Here is a 19180-nt window from a genome sequence, read left to right as displayed (position 1 = left end):
CCTATTGTACCGTAACCGGCCGAGACCTGTGCCACTTGAGCAGGGATTTCAGGCCTATCTGGCTATGGAGCCTGAGAACCAAAAGGACTACAATCCAGACAAAGTCAATCGAGGGTAAAAATCCAGAAAGGATGACGACTATGAAAAAGACTCTAGCAGTGGCGATCGGGATCATCGCCCTGGCTCTCTCTGCCTCCTCCGCAACTGCATCCCAAGAAAGCCTGAGGGCCTATACTATATGGTCCGAACGATATGCAAAGGCGATCTTCGACGCATTTACGTCGGACACCGGAATAAAGGTCGAATGGATGAGGTTCTCCTCGGGGGAGCTCCAGGCGAGAATGGAGGCAGAGAAAGCCAACCCCCAGGTGGACGTGGTTTTCGGCAACATGGCGGAGGCTTTCGTGGACGGAATGGCTAAGGGACTGTTCGATCCCTATCTCCCGAAAAAGGCGGAGAAGATTCCCCCAGAGTTCAGGGACAAGGAAGGTTACTGGACGGGGGTGGCTCTGGATCCCATATGTTTCATGACGAACCAAAAGTTTCTACAGGATAAAGGCATGACTCCACCGAAATCCTGGAATGACCTCCTGGACGACCGCTACGGGAAGAAACTGCAGATGGCCGACGCCAGGACCTCCGGAACGGCCATGTACAGGATACTCAGCCTGGTTCAGGCAATGGGAGAGGACGAAGCCTACTCCTACCAAACGAAACTCAATGAGAGCGTACAGGTCTACACGAAGAGCGGATCCGGAGGAGCCCTGCCGATCGCTCGAGGTCAGGCCGCCGGAGGAATATTCTTCCTGGTGGACGCCCTTGAGATGAAACAGAAGGGCTACCCCGTCGTGGTCAGCTATCCGGAAGAAGGGGTGGTAGCAGGGATAGAGGCTATGGCCCTCGTGAAGGGAGCGTCGCGACCCGATCTGGCTAAAGTCTTTCTCGACTGGGCCTCGGAAGAGAGAATGCAGCGCCTCTACAGGGAGAACGGCATCAACCTCATACCTACCAATCCCGACGTTCCTCCCGCAACGCCGGAGCTGGATATCAAGTCGATAAAAATCCTGCCTCTGGACGTCGAATGGGCGGGAGATAACAGGGACAGGCTGGTCGAGAGATGGGTAGAAGAGGTGCTTCGCTAGCTTTATGGGCGGCCTTGGGGATATTCGTGCTTTATCCCCTGGGCCGTCTCTTCGTAGTAGCGACCACCAATAGCGGAGAATTCTCGCCGGCCCCCCTGCTGAACGTTATTACCGACGGTTACAGCCTCGCCGCCATGAGGAACACAGCGGTACTGGCAACGGCTGTGGCTACGGCGGGAACGGCAATAGGCTTCGCCTTCGCACTCTCCTCCTCGGGGATACCGATTCCCCGTTGGCTAGGAAGAACCGTCGACAGCGTAGTCGTGTTGCCACTGGTCTCCCCGCCCTTCATGACCGGGATATCCCTGTCGATACTGCTGGGACCGGGGGGAACCATACCGAACCTGATAGGCATGCCCGACCTGAACCTCTACGGGTTCTGGGGAACCTGGCTCGCAGAGATCATGACCTATTTCCCTCTGGCCTATCTGGCACTGTCGGCGGTCCTCGAGGGGCTAGACGGAGAACTGGAGGAATCGGCCATGACCCTGGGGGCCACCAGGCTCCAGGCCTTCCGAAAGGTGACCCTTCCTCTTGCAATTCCTGGTCTGGCCAACTCGTTCCTGCTGCTCTTCGGGGCCTCTTTGGCCGATTTCGCGTCGCCTATGGTGATGGGAGGTCACGACTTCCCCGTCCTGACCACCCAGGCCTATCTCAGGATAACAGGCATGTACGACCTCCAGGGAGGAGCGGCCCTCTCTCTCTTTCTGATAATACCCGCTATAGGGGTTTATCTGATCCAGAGAAGGTGGACCGACAATAGAGACTTCACCACCATTTCAGGGAAAGGAGGAAGGGGCCGCCCTCCAAGACCGGTCGAAAGGTGGGAGAAGTGGATTCTCGCCGTCGTGGCATCCATATCGTCGTTCCTGCTGATCGTATACGGCACCATACTGACGGCGTCGTTGGTCCGGGCGTGGGGGCTGGACAACACCTTTACGCTGGAACATTACGGTTACGCCCTGTCCTCGGGGCTGGGCTCCATAAAGGACACTATTCTGCTGGCCACCACCGCCACAGTGATCGGCACGGTCGTATCGGTCACGGCGGGCTATCTGGTAACTAAAAGGGAGACCCCTCTCAGACGAACCATGGAGGCGGTCTCCCTTCTGAACTCCATATTGCCCGGCACAGCCGTCGGGATAGCCTACGTGATAGCCTTCAACTCAGGCCCGATCGTCTTGACCGGAACAATGACCATACTGGTGGCCCTGTGCGTTTTCCGCTACGGCGCCGCGGCTATGAGGCTCACGATAGCGTCTCTGAGCCAGATGGACCGTTCCCTGGAGGAGGCCGCCATGAACCTAGGTGCTTCGAGGTTCACCGTGTTCAGAAAGATAACCGTCCCTCTTATAGCCCCAGCCATATCGGGAGGGATGAAATCCCTGTTCGTGATATCCATGACGGCGATAAGCGCCATGATATTTCTGGTCTCGGTCAGATGGAACCTCTTAACGGTGAGGATACTGGAATGCATCACCGAACTTATGTTCGGCCAGGCGGCGGCCCTGTCGGTGGTGCTGGTTACCATCGTCTTCTCCGTTTCGAAGCTGATAGACCGGTTCTTTCGAGTCAGATGGAGAAATTGAGCTTATCCAACATCGCCTCTATCTCGTCGTCCGTCACGTTCAGGGCCGGCAGGAAACGTATGGCTCCTCCGGCTACGTTGAGCAGTGCCCCTCGATCAAAGGCCGCCTGGCGAACGGCACCGGCGTCTTCCGTAACGGCACCTATCATGAGCCCCAAACCTCTGACCGACTCGACCCAGGGAAGCCCTCTCAGCCCCTCGGACAGAAGCCGCCCCTTACGGGTCACCTCCGACAGAAAATCGTCGGTCATGACCCGCAGGACAGGAAGCCCCGCCGCCAGGGATAGAGGGTTGGGTGCAAAGGTGGAGCCGTGTTCCCCCTGGGCGAAGGGAGCACATCCGAAAGCCATGAGGGCTCCCAGAGGCAGCCCCCCTCCCAGCCCTTTCCCCAAGGTGACCAGATCTGGCTTCAGACCATAATGCTGGTAACCGTAGCCCTTTCCGGTTCGCCCCAGGCCGGATTGGATCTCGTCGGCCACCAAGAGGAACCGACCTTCCTCATGAAGGGACCGTATAGTTTCGGCCAGGTCCTCCGAGCAGGGAAGAATTCCGCTGTTGCCCTGCACGGTCTCCAGAAAGACCGCCGCCACCTCGTTGGCCTCGCAGAAGAGCTTAAGGCATTCGCCGCTTAGAGGTAAAAATATACCGTCGGAAAGCAGCGGCTCGAAGGGCTTTCTTATGCCCGGACCCCAGGTGATGGACAGAGAACCGCAGGTCCTGCCGTGGAAGTTCCCCTTGAAGGAGATTATCTTGCCCGGCCTGAGAGCTTTAACAGCCTTGATAGCCGCCTCGATGGCCTCCGCCCCCGAGTTGGAAAATGCGACCTGTCCGTCTCTTCCGTCCAGTGCCAGAGCGGCCTCGGCCATGGGAAGGGCGTCGGGATCAAGAAAGTAATTTCCCAGGTGAAGATGTCGGCCTGCCTTGGCCTCGATGGCCTTCAAGGTCGGTCCGTAGGAATGGCCCATGGCCATGACTCCTATGCCGGAGTAACAGTCCAGAAACTCCCCCCTGTCGGTGAAGATCCTGACCCCCTCGGCACGTTCCACCGTGATCGGGAGGGGGCTGTAGAGAGGTGCCAGCATCAAGGTTGTTCCTCCCTACGGTCGAACTCCGCCACCAGGGCTTTGGCGGCATCGCCGGCCTGATCCCTCGGAACTAGAACCGATATCTTGATCTCCGACGTGGTGGTCCCCAGAACCGAGACCTCCGCTCCGTCCAGAGCGGAGAAGAAACGGGCCGCCACGCCGGAGCTGGTCTTCATTCCGACTCCCACAGCCGACACCTTGGCGACGGTGGAGTCGTCCGACAGGGACCAACCGTCGATGCCCTCCAGGCTCTCCCTCACGGAATCACGGACCTGACATATATGCCCCGACACAACGGAGAAGGTTATGGAGGTTCTCTCACCGGCGGAGACGGTGGATATCATGTCCACGTTGACTCCGTCGGCGGCGAGACACCCGAAGAGCCTCGTTAGAAGGTCTACCCCGTCGGGCAGCCCCTCCAGGGTGACCTTCATCTGATCCATATCGACGGCGATACCGGTTACCACAGGTTGTTCCAGCCACTCCGGAAGCGTATTCACTATTCTCGTCCCCTCCTCGTCGGAAAATGTGGAGCCACAGTATAGGTCCACCTTGTATTTCTTCGCTATCTCCACCCCTCTGGAATGGAGGACCCTGGCTCCCAAGGCGGCCATCTCGAGCATCTCGTCGTAGACCACGTAGTCCAGCTTCTTGGCCTCCGGAACGACCCTGGGATCGCAGGCATATATACCTGCTACGTCGCTGTATATCTCGCAGGGGACCCCCAGCTTGGCCGCAACGGCTATGGCCGAGGTGTCCGAGCCTCCCCTGCCCAGTGTGGTAACATCTCCGTCGGGCGATATGCCCTGAAATCCGGTGATGACCACCACCTGAACGTCCTCGAGGCGATGCCTGAGCCTTGACAGGTCCAGATCAACGATGCGGGCGTCGCGAAACCGTCCGGTAGTCTCTATGCCGAGCTGAAAGGCATTGAGAGACAGGGCGGAGACCTTCATGTCGTGCAGGGCCATCGCCAGCAGGGCGGCAGAGGCCTGCTCCCCCGTCGACAGAAGCATGTCCATCTCCCTGGGGCTCGGCGACGAACTAACCTGCTCCGCCAGGGAGATCAGGTCGTCGGTGGTATCTCCCATGGCGGAGACCACCACGGCCAGCCTATCCCCTCGGGCCACCCTGTCGACTATCTTTCGGGCGACTGCCTTTATGTGCCCCGCAGTGGCGACCGACGAACCTCCGTATTTCTGGACCACCAAGGCCATGACTAAAGTTCCCTCAGGTCCGCCACTATGCGGGTTTTATCTGTGGTCTGGGCGTCCACGTCCTTTACCACCCTGGCCGGAATACCGGCCACCACTACTCCAGGAGGAACGTCCTTGGTGACTATGGCTCCGGCGGCCACCACAGAACGGGCTCCGACTCTCACTCCCTCGAATATGACAGCGTTGGCTCCCACCAGGACGTCGTCCTCCACCACCACAGGCAGGGCGCTGGGGGGCTCAATGACGCCGGCCAGGACCGCTCCGGCACCGATATGACAGTTCTTCCCCACCGTGGCCCGACCTCCAAGCACGGCGTTCATGTCTATCATAGTGCCCTCTCCTATCACCGCTCCGATGTTTATGACCGCCCCCATCATGACGACGGCCCCCCTGCCTATCTCCACCATATCGCGGATGATCGCTCCGGGCTCTATTCTGGCCTCGTATTTGGTGAGATCCGCCATCGGAACGGCCGAGTTTCTGGCCTCGACCTCGATCTCGAAATCGTCGATACTGTCCGAGTTGCCCTCCAAAAAGGTCATCACCTCGGCCCTGTCTCCCTTGACGACGCCGAACTCGGAACCTCCTACGAAACGGAGGTCGCCCCAGTTCAACTCATCCAGCCTACCGGAGATAAAAACCCTGACCGGCGTTTTCTTGACCGACTCTTTTATGTGTCGGATCACCTCTTCAGTGCGCATCGAACTACCTCCTCGAAATCGTAAAGTCCCGGCTCGCTATCCAAGGAGAAACGAGCCGCCCTGTAGGCTCCCATGGCGAAGACCTTTCTGGATAAGGCCCTGTGTCCGAAGGACAACACCTCCCCCTCGTTGGCGAAGGATACGGAGTGATCCCCTGGAACTCCGCCGATCCGGAGCGAGTGTGTGGGACAATCCCTGCCGACAGCGTCCTTAAGTAAGATGGCGGTACCTGAAGGGGCATCCACCTTGTGGACGTGGTGGGTCTCGCATATCTCGACATCCCAGTCATCGAGGGCGGTGGAATAATCCCTAAGAACCATCTTCAAGAGCCCTATGCCCATGGAAAAATTGTATCCCTGGACCACCGGTACGGTCCTAGCCAGGTCCGCCAATGCCTCGAAATGTCTTTGCTCCAGTGCCGTGGTACCGAGGACCAGAGCCGACCGATACTCCCTGCATATACCCAGAGTCCTCTCCAGCGCCTCGGGACGAGAGAAGTCGACCATCACCTCCGGCCGATCGAGAACGGCCTCGTCCTCCAGGGACACTGTGGCTACACAGTCGTCCGGACCAAATACCTCCAGCAGCTCCCGACCCATTCGGCCGGAGACCCCGGTTATTCCGTACTTCATATCAGAGCCCCAGCTCGTCCATCAGGCAATCTAGACCGTCTTTGGCTTTCTCCGACAGGGGGACCAGAGGCAGACGAATCTCCTGAGAACAATAGCCGAGACGGGCCACCGCGCACTTGACCGGTATGGGATTGGTCTCCACGAAAAGCCCCTTCATCATGGGGAAGAGTTTCATATGGGCCTTTCTGGCCGCAGGCAGATCCTCGTCCAGGGCGGATCTGATCATGGTCGAGGTTTCCCGTGGAACCACGTTGGACAGAACGGAGATCACTCCGTCCCCTCCGCTGCAGACCAGGTGGAAGGCCTGGTCGTCGTTGCCCGAGTAGACCTTGAACTCCGGACGGACCTTCTTGACCCTCCGTATGAGATCGTCCACCTGGGCCATGTCACCGCTGGCCTCCTTGATCCCTGCGACGTTTTCCAGATCAGCCAACCTCAGGACCGTATCGGGATGGATGTTGCATCCCGTGCGTCCCGGGACGTTGTATATCACCATCGGTATGGATATGGCCTTGGCCACCTCCCGGAAATGACGATAGAGCCCCTCCTGTGTGGGCTTGTTGTAATAGGGGGTGACGACCAAGACCCCATTCGCTCCCAGCTCCTGAGCCATCAAGCTGGACGACACCGCATGATTCGTCGAGTTGCTGCCGGTTCCCACTATCACAGGAACCCTGCCTGCCGCAGTAGCGACGGCACAGGAAATTATCTCCGTCCGCTCCTCCTCGGAGACCGAGGGAGCCTCCCCGGTCGTGCCGAGGACGATCAGGGCCTCCACGCCGCCCTCTATCTGAAACTCTATGAAACGACGAAAGGACTCCTCGTCGAAACGCCCCTCGGCAAAGGGGGTTACCAAAGCCGTTCCGGTTCCTCTGAACATCTCTCCATTCCTCCTCTCGAATTTCGGGACCCTCCGGGATCCCAGTAAATGATATCCCTATTCTACGAAAAAAGCTCGCCCCCTACATAGGGACGAGCTTGAGCCCGCGGTACCACCCTGATTGGACGACCGGAAGTTTCACCGGATAGATCTCGCGAAGGCCTGTCCTAAAGACAAGGCCCGTCCCTCGTCGAGGGACGGGCCGAAAACCCGCGGTACCACCCTGGTTGAGCATCTTCCGACGCCCCGCTTACGGCCCTGTGACGGGAGCCTCCCGGAGAGCTTACTACGACGACCTCCGCAAAGATCGCCTTTCGGCCTCGGCTCACCGGACCTTACCCCCCGAAACGACGTCTCAGGTCTCTTCCAGCCGATGGAGACCTCTCTCTGGCGAAACGTCATACGTCACAGGGGCTTCCGGTTCATCGCCTTTGACGGTATGCTTGTGTAACTCCGATATCCGGAGATTTCCGAGAATTATATACGCCTGTATATATGAAGTCAAGTGGAAAGGATGAGATAAATGGATACCATGATTCAGGCCAGAGAACTGAGCGGGTGGCTCACCGATCTCCGCCGAGAGATACACCTCAGACCGGGGCTGGATTTCGACCTGGAGGAGACAGCTCTGCTGGTGGAGAGAGAGCTCGAGAAGATGGGGATACCGTTCAGAAGACACGCGGGAACCGGAATAGCCGGAAGAATAGAGGGGAACTCCAAGGGACCTACCGTTCTTCTCAGAGCGGACATGGACGGCCTTCCGGTGAAGGAGCTGACCGGTCGACCTTACTCGTCGGAGATCCCGGGGGTCATGCACGCCTGCGGACACGACGGACACACCGCCTGTCTGCTAGGAGCGGCGAAACTACTGAACTCGGCTAAGGGCTCCCTAGAGGGAGATATACTGCTGGTCTTTCAACCGGCGGAGGAGACATCCGGAGGGGCCAAGCCCATGATCGACGACGGACTGCTGGACTCGGGAAGGCCACTGGCGGCCCTCGGACTTCACGTGAACCCCAACCTGAAGGTCGGAACGGTGGGGATAAACCCGGGCAAGACCATGGCGGCATCGGATATGTTCGACCTGGCGATAAGAGGAGAGGGATGCCACGGAGCGGAACCCCACCGCGGAGTAGACGCCGTGGCCATAGCCTGTCAGACCGTCACGGCGTTACAGCAGATAGTCAGCAGAAGGACCGACCCGGTGGAGTCGGCGGTGTTGACCGTGGGGTCCATCCACGGGGGCAACGGCAGGAACGTGGTGGCCTCAGAGGTCCGGCTTGAGGGAATAATAAGGACTGTGGACAGAGACCTCAGAAAAAAATTGAGGGAAGAAACAGCCAAGATGGCGGTAGAACTCCCCCAAGCCATGGGAGGCGAGGCGGATATAACCTTTGTGCAGGGATATCCTCCTCTGATAAACGACAGGAGGGTCTGTTCCGCCGTCTCCCTGTCGGCACGATCAATACTTGGCGACGGCTCGGTGATCCCTATGGACAATCCCTCCATGGGGGTCGACGACTTCGCCTATTTCGCCGAACTCTGCCCTTCCTGCTATTTCATGCTGGGAGTAGGCAACGGAGGCAAAGGGATATCGGCCCCGCTGCACAGCCCTTATTTCGATCTGGACGAATCGGCCCTTCCGATAGGAGCGGCTATCCTCGCTAAATCCGCGGCAACCCTGCTGAAAGAAGGACTCACCGACCGAATGCCTTGAGGAGTCGATCTTTCCAGTCGGACAAGACCGACCATCCTGACGGATCAAGCCTTTTGTCATCCTTTCCCAAAACAGAGAAGAACTCCCGCCTAACCCTCCAGGCCAACCCCTGGAGGGTGGTACCACCCAAAAGCACGTCCTCGGCTCCAAAACTGAAGATATCCCCTAAAGCCCGTCCCTTTAAGGGAGTCATCAGTGCCAATACCCTTCCCCACGGGCCATCAGAGCGGGTGACCATGCAGACCTCCCCCCTCTTGAGAAGGACGAAACACCCTATAGGGAAAGGGACCACCATCCTCTCCAGAAGAGAGAAGGCCTTGGCGTCCAGTGCGTCGCCCAGCGACTTCCTCATCGTCCGAAGGACCTCCCAGGGAAGATAACCCGGACGATAGGGGCGGTCGGTTGCTATGGCGTCGTACACGTCGGCCACGGAGGCGAGACGGACTATTTTGGGGATTTTATCGCCGGACAGGATATTCTCACTGCTTCTAGGACCGTACCCCTTGCCGTCCAACCTTTGATGATGGTGGATTATGATCCCCCTCGCCATGGGCATCACGTTCGGCTGGTTCCTTACGAGCTCCAGTCCATGCCAGGGATGGAGCCTCATCTCCTCCCACTCCTTCTCGTTCAGCATGCCCGGTTTATTGAGTATCTCCAGCGGAACCTTCAGTTTTCCTATGTCGTGTAGAACCGCTCCCAGTCCCATATTTATACCGTCCTGGAAGGTCCCCAAGGGAAGCCAGCCGTCCTCTATGGCCTCCCTGTACAGGGCAAGGGACAACACAGCCACGGACCAACAGTGGTCGAAGGTCACCTTGTCCATGTCAGCCACTGCCTTTAGGCTGCCCATGGTCAGAGAACCGCCTCTTGAGAGCTCCGCCATAACGGAAGAGAGCAAATCGGACAAGACCTCGATATCCTTCACGGAAATGGACATTTTCTCCACCGCTTTCGAGAAGATGGCCTCGACCTTTCGTCTGCCCTCCCTCTCCAGTTCGTGGGATAAAAGTCCTTGCGGAGTCTCGGACGGCCCATCGGAGTCGTCTTTTATGTATATCTGCTCTATCTTCTGCCTGCGTATGGCGTTTATCAAAGCCCTCGAGAGAGGAATCCCCTGGGTGACCAGAGGGATCCCTCCGGCTCCGAAGATAGGCCGTCCCACCACCATACCGGGCTCTAGAACGTCTATGGATGCTATATATATTGCCATCGTAAAAACCCCCAAAATATAGCGACATTATGCACTATCCGAGTTGACCTCGCTAGGCCGCTCTCCTTGTTTACTAGCCTAGGATTACAGTATTATATGGGAAAAGGAGGTTTCGCCATGAGAAGATCGCCTAAACCGTTTTTCGCCTTCCTGGCTGCGATAGTCGCTTTGGCAGCGTCGTTTAGATCCATCGAGGGATCGGATCTCGTGGATCCTCTGATACTGTGGTCCGAGGACAGGATCGCCGCGACCGGGCAGGGAGTCGCTCCGGACTGGGTAGAGTCGCCCGGCAGGGCAAAGTTGCTGGCACAAAGGGCCGCCATTTTAGACCTCAGGAGAAACCTTCTGGAGTTCGTAAACGGCATATCCATCCAATCCACGACCACAATAAAGGATTTCATGACCTACGACGAGGTAAGGACCTCCGTAGAGGGAACCATAAAGGGAGTCTCCATAGAGAGAGGTTCCTGGGACGGACAGATCTACACCGTTGTAGGACATCTACCGATGAAAGACCTCCGAGGAGCGGTGGCCTCGAAAGTTCCCAACCTTAAAAACAAGGAGGTCCCTACCTACGAGGGGAACGGGTTCAACCGTCTGGTGCTGAACTTTGGGGATCGTCCCTTTAAACCATCCATGATACTCACAGTGGTGTCAAGATCGGGAAAACAGGTATATGGAGCTCCATTCATGGACAAAGAGACCTTCGTCGAGAGAGGCGCGTTCTCCCTTGAAAAGGGCGAGCTCTCTTCAAGGGGTATATCCTGGGGGATCTCCCCCGCCTGGGCCGCAGAGGGGAAACCTCTGGTCATATCCGACGACATATCGGTCGCCCAGGACGGAACCGTGACAATATCGGACGAGGCCGCCTCCGTCATAGAGGCCAACGGCTTCGATTTCAGGATACCCTGCAACGTAACGGTAATATCGAAAGTCGCGGCGGTCAGAGGAAACGTTATAAATATAAGAATGGCCCGACAGGTCCCAACCCGACAGGGTGATAGATGAGACATTCCAGATACTTTCGACGCAGAGGCCTGCTCCTCCTCATGGTGACGGCCCTAGGAACGGTACTGGCGATATACCCCCTGGACATATTCGTCCGATTGGATCGGCTCCTCATGGACCGTTACGCCGACTCTCTCGCCGCCCCCGAGATGAGAGACAAGATCATCCTGGTCCTGGCACAGGAGCCTTCCTTCATGGAGCTCGGAGGGTGGCCTTGGCCCAGGTCGGTACACGGAAGACTTCTAACCCAGCTGCACGATGCCCGCACCGTAGTGCTGGACATGATATTCCCGGAAAAATCGGTCTCCTGGCAAGATCGCTTCCTGGCAGAAAAAGTCGAGGAACAGAGCAACTGCGTCGTAGCCTACCATCTGACCGAACAGAACGGAACGGTAAAACCGGTGCTACCATACAAAGACCTGGTTCTATCGGCGAAATCCTTCGGAATCGCCAATGTGGTCCCCGACGTAGACGGACTGTATAGGTTCGTTGTCCCTCTGTGGACCGTCGGAGAGGGGAAACAGCCGTCACTTCCTCTGGCAGCGGCTCTCACCCACGAAGGAGGAGCGCTGACCATATCGGAAGAGATGGAGCGGCCGACTCTTATGCTCGGAGATCGGGCCTTTCCCATGAACGACGAAGGAGGCATATGGCTAACCCATCGTCCCCTGGAGGAGATACCTGTCTACGAATACTCGGACGTCCTGGCCGGCAGGGTACCCAAAGACGCCTTCGAGGACGCCTTGGTCGTCGTAGGAGTAAATGCCGCCGGCCTGGGAATACAGGACACTGTCTCCCTCTATAGCCAAGGGGCGGTGAGGCCGATTCCCGGTGCCTCCTTCATGGCTCTCTCTATAGCGACCCTTCTTGACCCTGGCTGCATCCGGTCGGGGCCCAGAACCTATGAAACCTTGCTGAGCTTTATATCCATACTCTGTTGCGGAGCGATCGGACTTTTGGCTCCTCCGATATGGAGCTGGGTCGTAGTATCTATAATGGTTATCGGCACGACGACAATACCCTTTATATTGCTCTCTCTGTGGGGTCTTTGGCTCTCTCCCGGTACGGCTGTGGTCCTGGGGCTCTCGTCCTATCTGATATCAGTGGCATACAGACTGCTGGGGCTCTCTCGATCGGCCAAGATGGGAGCCCTTTATTCCAACCTTCTGGCATCGATAACCTTCGGTGCTTGGAAGGACGGGGACATCGGAAAGTCGCCGGAGACGGTTCTGGATCGAGTTTGGCCGGAGATAGATAAGCTGACCTCCATAAAATTGATAAAAAAACACGTATCATCCCGAGTCGTTTCCGAAATCATGAAAAGAGGAGAGGTAATATCCCAGGACGACGGTACCTCCCTGGTGAAGCTTCCGGGAGACTCGGAAAGGTACCATATGTTCATAAAACCACCATCAGGATGGGAGGGGCTGGTGGAACTCGGCTGGACCGGCAAGGTCTCCGAGGAGGATCTCGGGAGCGCCGTCGCGGTGGTCCTGACCGCTTGCTGGTTCTCGGTGGCCCTGCAAAGAGAGCAACAAAGGGGCCAGGCCATACAGGGCGCCATAAAGGCCATCGTTGCGGCGGTCGACGCCAAGGATCAGGACACCAGGGGGCATTCCGACCGGGTCGCATCCCTGTCGAGGGAGCTGGCCATAGCGATGGGCCTTTCGGACGACTTCGTAGAAGAGCTATACCTGGGAGCGACCCTGCACGACGTAGGCAAGATAGGGATACCGGATGCGATCCTCCAGAAACCGGATAAACTTACCGAAGAAGAATATGGAAGGATAAAGGAACATCCCTCCATCGGCAAGGATATCATGGCTACTGTTGCCTTGAGCGAGGTGGCGAAAGAGGCATTGCTGGAACATCACGAAAAATTAGACGGGAGCGGCTATCCCCTGGGACTGAAGGGGGAAGAGATAAGCCTGGCCGGAAGAATCGTGGCTGTGGCAGACACCTTCGACGCCTTATCCAGCAGAAGGAGCTACAAAGAAAGCTGGGATCTCAAGGACATATTGGAGCTCTTCGACCGGGGCTCGGGGACGCTGTTCGACCCTCAGGTAGTGGAGACCCTTCACAGGATAGGCCCCTCCTGGTACGAGAAAAACCATAGAGACATATAAGCCGTAAGGCGCGAGATCCCTAGGGGTCTCGCGCCTTACGGCTTTCGTCCGGGGCTCCTAGGAAAGAAACCCTAGAGTATCTTTTCCATCTCGGAGAGGGCTTTTTTCAGTGAAGCCACGTATCTATCGGCCAGGTCTCCGTCGCTCTTCCAGGAAGCCACGTGGAAGATAAGCTCCCCCCGTCTGGAAAGGTATCTGGAACTGAGTCCTCCGGGCTCCGCCGGTCCGTAGCCAGCCAGCCTCAACCCGTCGCCCTTGGTGGTGCTGGAGGATATGACGTTTCTGGTCAGCCTTCGCCAGGCGGGAGAGCTATAGAGCTCCGGCTCTTTAAGGATGTTCAGATCCTCGCCTCTCTCCCTCCATATCCTTCTCAGAAGGGATAGATGCCCCTCCGGCCCCTTGCCGTCCATGCACTGAGCTATTCTGTCCCTGTGGGCTTCTCCCGCCTTCTGTAGAAGGGACTTCAGCGTATCGCAGCAGGACTTCCCCGACAGAAAGGCGTCGACGAAAGCCGCGGACTCTGTGGTCAGAGGCCGGGTCCCCTCGGTCCTACCGCCCTTGAAACGACGCAGCTGAACCGATTCGTAGACGCTCTGCCACTCGTCCCATATCTCTTTCTGGGCCAGGAGCATGGCGATCTGTACGAATGCATCTGGACTGACTCCGCCGCTCTTTATCCTATCCCGTCCGAAAAGATCGAAGACGAAAGGACGCTGGACTATCGAGTTTCCCAGTTCCTCACAGTCCTTCCGGGCCTTCTCCAAAAGATCGACCAGTCTGGGAGAACGGAAGAAAATCAGCTCCGAAGGATCGGACATATCGGACCGACCGGTTCCGGCCGCACCGCAACCGGTCAGGATCTCTCGAACCAGCCTACCGACGTAGGTTCCATCCCTGCCCGAATGCTCGAAGTTCAACCCGCAGTGTCCGTCAGATGTCACTACTATCTGGAAGGACTTCTCGAACCATCGGTTCCTCCCTCCGTCGAAGAGAAAATGCTTGGCTCCGTCGTAGAGCTCCGGGCCGCAGTCGCCGTCCAAACAGAGGGCGAACAAAGCCCCCTCCAAGGAGGCAAGGGCACGGACGTTTTCCTCGTCCATGCAGAGCTCCCTCCTGATCCTCGCGGCTCCATCTCTGTCGGGACAGGTCATCAGTCCTATGGGAAGCTCATCCTCTTTATAATCTAGCCAAAGGGAATTCAGAACGTCGACGAGATCGTCGAAATCCCTAAGCTCCCCCTCCGGAGATATAAGCTCGACCAGGAAAAGTCGTCCTCTCACCGATATGAGAGCGGATCGACCGGCAAGGCTTTCAGGATCTCCGACCATCACCCTGTCCTTACCGGAAAAGGCTCCCCTGGAGGACCGGAACAAAGTGTCGTAACGATCCATACAGAGAGGCTCCCCTCTGAACTCGTCCGGAGGGATATCCCCCAGATCTATACGGGAACAAAAGGAGGCCGCAGCCAAGGAGAGACGGGCGGCGATACGGAGAGGATCGTCCTCGGTGATCTCATCTCCGTCAAACAGGTAAAATGGATTGACGTGTACCGGCAGAGGCTCCCTCTGCTCTAGGTACCATCCTCTCCAATAGGGCAGAAGCTCCAATATTTCGTCGTCGTCATTTCTGAGACGATTCAGCTCCCGCTGCAAAAGGGAGGCCGGCCCGGCGCAGAAGTCCATGACCGCCCTTCTTGAAAGATCCAACTCCTCCGTAGAAAGCAGTGGTTCCGCCCATGAAACCAATTTTTCCGCGCTGCCGTAAGGATCGTCGAAAGGCAGACGTCGAGACGAACCTTCCATAGCCGAACCGGACAAGACGATCACCTCCCCTTAATTAAAGGCCTAAGGCCTTGGATACCTTCGCCCTCACTTCTTCGTCTACCCAGGACGACCACACCTCGGGATGCTCTTTCAGGAACCACTCCGCCGCCTGGGGACCGCTCATCCCCTCGGTATCCATGACGGCGAGAGCTTCGCTGGTCAGCTCTAAGGAGGTCTCGTACCTCTCTACGAAATCCCTGATCTCCGGCTCGGATTCCAGAAATGCACGGTTTCCGGTTTTGAGGACTCTACAGGCGGGGAAGGCGCACATACCAGTTTCCTTCCATACCTTCGGATCGTAGGGCGGCTCCTCCAGCTTGGTCATGTCGTATTTTCCGAGCAGAGGGGTAGGCTCCCAATAATAGGCCAGAACCGGCCTTCCCTTTTCGTAGGCACTGGCTATACCGACGGCCAGAGCCGCACCGGAACCGGCGTAAAAGTTAACGTATGTATCGTCGAGTCCGTACGCTTTCAGCCTGTCGACGTTCTTGATGCTGATCGGCCAACCGGTGGGCCCGTTCAGGAAACGGCCTTTATCCTTGTTCTCCGGATCCTGAAAGATCTTCCAGTACTTAGGAAGATCCGTAACCGATCTAAGATCCGGGGCGAGAGGCTCTATCCCTCTCTCGGGATCTCCCTCTATGATGAACGTGGGGACATACCAGCCCTGAGGAGCGTTGGGGTAATTTTTCCCCATCTCCAGGACCTTCCCCTTCTTCGTTATCTTATCCCAGATGGCTATGGAGTTATCCACCCACGTCTCCATGGCAAGCTGAAGATCGCCTCTCTCCAGTCCCAGGAAACCGGGCATCTCCTCGGTAAGCGAATAGGCTACCTCGCGGTCGAATCCGTGCTCCAGTATGTAACCGGCCACCCTGTTGTGGAACTGGGCGCTTTCCCAGCTGAAATCGGCAAAGACTATCTTAGACCCAGCCGAGGCCGCCACGGAGGAGAGAATAACCCCCAACGTCAAAATTACACTGAAAAACTTCGTACTCTTTCTCATACATCGACTCCTCTCGAAAAAGTCTCCCCAATATCGGGGAGAACGCCTGACCCATGCAAGGGCCTTACCGCTGTAAATTTATATAATAACATAAATTTATCTCTCGGACCGACAATTGACGGAATCTTCCCCCCCTCATCCCGCTCTAAAACGCTAACCAAGGGAGAGATCTCCAGACGATGTCTCTATTATACAAAAAGTCAAAAAACGACCACCTCCCGAACGGGACGACGAACAGCTCGTGATCGATATAGCTTGACATCGGTCGGGACGCTGGAATAATACGAGATACTAATGGTCCGAAACATCTACATATACCCCCCTGACGCATCTATGAGGATCATAGGGGACATATTCTCCTACACATCCCGGCATATGCCCAAGTTCAACAGCATAAGTATATCGGGCTATCAGATGCAGGAGGCAGGCGCCACAGCCGACATAGAACTGGGCTACTCCTCGGCCGACGGCCTGGAATACATCCGCACCGGCATAGATGCGGGACTGGACGTGGACAACTTCGCCCCGAGGCTCTCGTTTTTCTGGGCATAGGAGAGGGGCATCCTCGAAGGGGACAGGATGATTCTCTCCAGAGGGATAACCCTTATAGAGAGCAACGTCCCCAGACACTTCGGCCCTGCCCAGGAGCTCGTCCAGAGGATATTACCGAATACTGGAAACGCCGTCAGAGTAGGGATAACAGGGGTTCCCGGAGTCGGGAAGAGCACCTTCATAGAGGCCCTTGGCTACTCACTCTGTGAGAGAGGATACAAGATGGCGGTGCTTGCCGTGGACCCCAGCAGCGGCGTCTCTGGCGGTAGCATACTGGGAGACAAGACCAGGATGGAAAAACTGACCAGGGGAACCAGAGCCTTCATAAGGGCCTCTCCCTCCAGCGGAACTCTGGAAGGTGTCACCAGAAAAAGCAGGGAGCCCCTGCTGCTATGCGAGGCCGCCGGATACGACGCCATAGTGGTCAACAAAGCCGACGGAAACAACCGAAGAAAGGCCCTGGTCACAAGGGCGGACTACGAGCAGATACTTCACTATCTCCGTCCCGCAACGGAGGGATGGACCACCGGAGCCTACGCCTGCTCCGCCCTTACCGGCGACGGTATAGACGACCTATGGAAGCTCGTTACCAAGTTCGAGAAAGCAATGAAGGAATCGGGGTTCTTCCAAGAGAGGAGAGCCAGACAGGCCCTCCAATGGATGGACACCATGGTGGAAGAGTACATTCACCACAAAATCTCTCAGGATCCCTCCATAGCAAAGGTAACTATTCAGTCGCTCCAGCCAGGAAGAGAATCTGACCATCGAGAGCCATAGACATGGCCTCGAATATATTGATCGAGTTTTTCTTCGCCGTGATGAGAAACGACATTATTTTGGCATAGTCACTAGCCCCTTCCGAGGTTCGGAAGCAGCCCGATATTTTAAGCTTCGCTTTGAAGTTGCGGATGTTTCGCTCAGCCTCGTTATTGTCGAAGGGGATCGCAAAGTCCCTGGAATAGAGCAGGATCTCCTCCTTATGGTCCCTAAATCTCTCCAGGAGGTTCCTGGCCTTGCCTTTTTTGGGCCTGCCTCTTGTCCCCTTTCCAATAGGTAGAGGGTTTTGGGCCAGACCGGAGGCAAGTAATTCATCGAAGGGTTTGTCGATCCTGTAGCGGCAGCAATAAGGGGAAAAACGGTCCTTACCGGCCACGATAAACGCCTTCTTCTTGTGCTGGACCCATACCAGGAGTTTTCTCAGCTTTAAAGCCCATTCCTGGCCGGTGTTTTCGTGGATGCCTTTCAGCTCCCGAATAAGATGGGCGTTGCAGTAGACGTGGTTTACGTCAAACCTCTCGTAGGGGCGCCAGAAGTCATGGACAGCTATCCCTCTGAAACAGGGAAGTATCCCGGAGGCGACCATTCCATTCCATCATAGCCTCGCTTCTTCTCGACGGAGATGTAGGCGTAGTCACGGTTACAGGCCACATGAGCCCAGCGGAGTCCTTTATCTACTCGGACCCCTGTTTCGTCGAAGTGAGCTAAGGGAAGAGCTTTGACCTTCTCCTTTATGACCTCCACAGAGGATGCTACGGCGGATACGGCTCCTAGGGTATTTAGGACAGAGACCAGAGCTGTAGTCTCCGGACCATACTGGATGGTGGACTTCACGGTTACAGATAGATGACCCCTTATCGTTTCGCTGGACAAGGGACAGGTTCGTTTTATCACCTGATGTTTTTCCACCATGGTCACCAGTTTGGTCTCTATTACGTATCCTGCACCGCAGGAAGCCTTATCGGCGGTTCAGACATCCTTATGTTCGCAGCTCTCGCACTGTTTGGGCAGGTGCTCCACGATTTTATCCGGCTCATGGGGAAGCTAAAGGCCACTTCCTTTATGGCCTTTCTGAGCCCCTTTACTCTTGTCGCTTTTCTTCCGGGAGCTGGTCGGCTTGGGCTTTTTATAGCCGTCGCTGGAAGGAGGCTTGGAGCTGGTCTGGCTGTTTTGTTTCAGGATGGCTTCGAGCTCAGAGATCCTCTCGCTAAGGCTCTTGATTATCGCCTTGAGCATCTGGTTTTCCTCGAAGAGCTCTTCGTAGGTGGGCTTCTGAAACACAGGGAGGCCTCCCTTCAGATTTATTCTGATGCCATGATATCACGTTGCAAGAGCCTGAGGAACTGCTGATTTAGGACCTAAATCGGCAGGCGACTGAATAGTTACAGAAGAAGAAAAAGACCGGGACCATCACGAAACAGGAAGAACAAAAACAGAACGACAACAGGGCTTACGTTCTAAACCAGTTTCCCCTCAAGTCATTCCAAGAGCTTTTTGGGACTCCTCGTCCCTACACTTTCGTAGGCTGGGGAACCTTAGAGAGCGGAGAAATGGATAAATTGATAAGAGCACAGCGCCACAGGTCGAGAAAATAAGGTATAAAAAAGACGGTTACCCTACGAGGCTAAGGGTAATCGTCTTTTTTATACCTTAAACCCCAAACCCCTCAATATGGGGGAATATCCAGAACGAGACCACCGATAATCGGGAGGC

At 56.4% G+C, this 19180-nt stretch carries 18 protein-coding genes; 8 read left to right on the top strand and 10 right to left on the bottom strand.

The window, feature by feature from the left end; genetic code table 11:
• Positions 1 to 140 precede the first annotated feature (140 nt).
• Positions 141 to 1142: an ABC transporter substrate-binding protein gene (locus tag DPEP_RS06485; protein ID WP_005660646.1), complete on the top strand. Its 1002-nt coding sequence runs from the start codon at positions 141 to 143 to the stop codon at positions 1140 to 1142.
• Positions 1118 to 2731 (top strand): ABC transporter permease, encoded by a 1614-nt coding sequence (locus tag DPEP_RS06480; RefSeq protein WP_005660643.1) that lies wholly within the window; start codon positions 1118 to 1120, stop codon positions 2729 to 2731. Before DPEP_RS06485 ends, DPEP_RS06480 begins: the two co-directional genes overlap by 25 nt.
• Here the strand turns inward: DPEP_RS06480 and DPEP_RS06475 are convergent.
• From DPEP_RS06475 to dapA, 5 genes are read right to left on the bottom strand one after another with little or no spacing between them, the layout of a single operon-like run.
• Positions 2715 to 3812: an aspartate aminotransferase family protein gene (locus tag DPEP_RS06475; RefSeq protein ID WP_005660638.1), complete on the bottom strand. Its 1098-nt coding sequence runs from the start codon at positions 3810 to 3812 to the stop codon at positions 2715 to 2717. The two genes, DPEP_RS06480 and DPEP_RS06475, sit on opposite strands and share 17 nt — an antisense overlap.
• On the bottom strand, positions 3812 to 5032 hold the full coding sequence (locus tag DPEP_RS06470; protein WP_005660636.1) for an aspartate kinase: 1221 nt from the start codon (positions 5030 to 5032) through the stop codon (positions 3812 to 3814). Before DPEP_RS06470 ends, DPEP_RS06475 begins: the two co-directional genes overlap by 1 nt.
• Positions 5033 to 5034: 2 nt before the next feature.
• The gene (gene dapD, locus DPEP_RS06465) at positions 5035 to 5733 is read right to left on the bottom strand and encodes a 2,3,4,5-tetrahydropyridine-2,6-dicarboxylate N-acetyltransferase (RefSeq protein ID WP_005660625.1); all 699 of its coding nucleotides are present in this window, start codon (positions 5731 to 5733) and stop codon (positions 5035 to 5037) included.
• Positions 5715 to 6365, bottom strand: coding sequence for a 4-hydroxy-tetrahydrodipicolinate reductase (locus DPEP_RS06460; protein ID WP_005660623.1), 651 nt, complete (start codon positions 6363 to 6365; stop codon positions 5715 to 5717). Before DPEP_RS06460 ends, dapD begins: the two co-directional genes overlap by 19 nt.
• Position 6366: 1 nt before the next feature.
• Entirely contained in the window at positions 6367 to 7245 is an 879-nt protein-coding gene (dapA, locus tag DPEP_RS06455) for a 4-hydroxy-tetrahydrodipicolinate synthase (protein WP_005660621.1), read from the bottom strand.
• 523 nt (positions 7246 to 7768) lie between these two features.
• Here dapA and DPEP_RS06450 point away from each other — a divergent pair.
• Positions 7769 to 8962 (top strand): M20 metallopeptidase family protein, encoded by a 1194-nt coding sequence (locus tag DPEP_RS06450; RefSeq protein ID WP_005660619.1) that lies wholly within the window; start codon positions 7769 to 7771, stop codon positions 8960 to 8962.
• On the opposite strand, the gene DPEP_RS06445 is transcribed toward DPEP_RS06450, so the two are convergent.
• Positions 8943 to 10175: an HD-GYP domain-containing protein gene (locus DPEP_RS06445; protein WP_005660618.1), complete on the bottom strand. Its 1233-nt coding sequence runs from the start codon at positions 10173 to 10175 to the stop codon at positions 8943 to 8945. The genes DPEP_RS06450 and DPEP_RS06445 overlap by 20 nt on opposite strands.
• A 117-nt stretch (positions 10176 to 10292) precedes the next feature.
• Here DPEP_RS06445 and DPEP_RS06440 point away from each other — a divergent pair, with 117 nt between their 5' ends.
• The gene (locus DPEP_RS06440; RefSeq protein WP_005660617.1) at positions 10293 to 11183 is read left to right on the top strand and encodes a hypothetical protein; all 891 of its coding nucleotides are present in this window, start codon (positions 10293 to 10295) and stop codon (positions 11181 to 11183) included.
• A complete protein-coding gene (locus tag DPEP_RS12820) occupies positions 11180 to 13309 on the top strand; it encodes a CHASE2 domain-containing protein (protein WP_005660616.1) in 2130 nt (709 codons plus the stop codon). The genes DPEP_RS06440 and DPEP_RS12820 overlap by 4 nt, the downstream gene beginning before the upstream one ends.
• A gap of 71 nt (positions 13310 to 13380) precedes the next feature.
• On the opposite strand, the gene DPEP_RS06430 is transcribed toward DPEP_RS12820, so the two are convergent.
• Complete coding sequence (locus DPEP_RS06430) at positions 13381 to 15126, bottom strand: choline/carnitine O-acyltransferase (protein WP_005660615.1); 1746 nt, start codon at positions 15124 to 15126, stop codon at positions 13381 to 13383.
• A gap of 19 nt (positions 15127 to 15145) precedes the next feature.
• Positions 15146 to 16138 (bottom strand): ABC transporter substrate-binding protein, encoded by a 993-nt coding sequence (locus DPEP_RS06425; RefSeq protein WP_005660614.1) that lies wholly within the window; start codon positions 16136 to 16138, stop codon positions 15146 to 15148.
• 294 nt (positions 16139 to 16432) lie between these two features.
• Between DPEP_RS06425 and DPEP_RS13270 the strand changes: the two genes are divergently transcribed.
• The gene (locus tag DPEP_RS13270) at positions 16433 to 16690 is read left to right on the top strand and encodes a methylmalonyl-CoA mutase family protein (protein ID WP_005660613.1); all 258 of its coding nucleotides are present in this window, start codon (positions 16433 to 16435) and stop codon (positions 16688 to 16690) included.
• A 27-nt stretch (positions 16691 to 16717) separates the two neighbouring features.
• Positions 16718 to 17467 carry a P-loop NTPase family protein gene (locus DPEP_RS06415; RefSeq protein ID WP_005660612.1) on the top strand — a complete coding sequence of 250 codons (750 nt, stop codon included), beginning with the start codon at positions 16718 to 16720 and terminating at the stop codon, positions 17465 to 17467.
• Here the strand turns inward: DPEP_RS06415 and DPEP_RS06410 are convergent.
• Both DPEP_RS06410 and DPEP_RS13655 read right to left on the bottom strand, forming a co-directional pair.
• Positions 17418 to 18053, bottom strand: a complete 636-nt coding sequence (locus DPEP_RS06410) for an IS66 family transposase (RefSeq protein ID WP_005660611.1) — start codon at positions 18051 to 18053, stop codon at positions 17418 to 17420. The genes DPEP_RS06415 and DPEP_RS06410 overlap by 50 nt on opposite strands.
• Positions 18014 to 18385: a transposase gene (locus DPEP_RS13655; protein ID WP_050771307.1), complete on the bottom strand. Its 372-nt coding sequence runs from the start codon at positions 18383 to 18385 to the stop codon at positions 18014 to 18016. Before DPEP_RS13655 ends, DPEP_RS06410 begins: the two co-directional genes overlap by 40 nt.
• A 63-nt stretch (positions 18386 to 18448) precedes the next feature.
• Here DPEP_RS13655 and DPEP_RS13810 point away from each other — a divergent pair, with 63 nt between their 5' ends.
• On the top strand, positions 18449 to 18817 hold the full coding sequence (locus tag DPEP_RS13810; RefSeq protein WP_198003049.1) for a hypothetical protein: 369 nt from the start codon (positions 18449 to 18451) through the stop codon (positions 18815 to 18817).
• The last annotated feature ends 363 nt before the right edge of the window (positions 18818 to 19180 follow it).

The sequence above is a fragment of the Dethiosulfovibrio peptidovorans DSM 11002 genome, from assembly GCF_000172975.1.
Lineage (GTDB): Bacteria > Synergistota > Synergistia > Synergistales > Dethiosulfovibrionaceae > Dethiosulfovibrio > Dethiosulfovibrio peptidovorans.
Note: the sequence above shows the minus strand (reverse complement) of the source record. Positions and strands in the feature narration are given on the sequence as shown.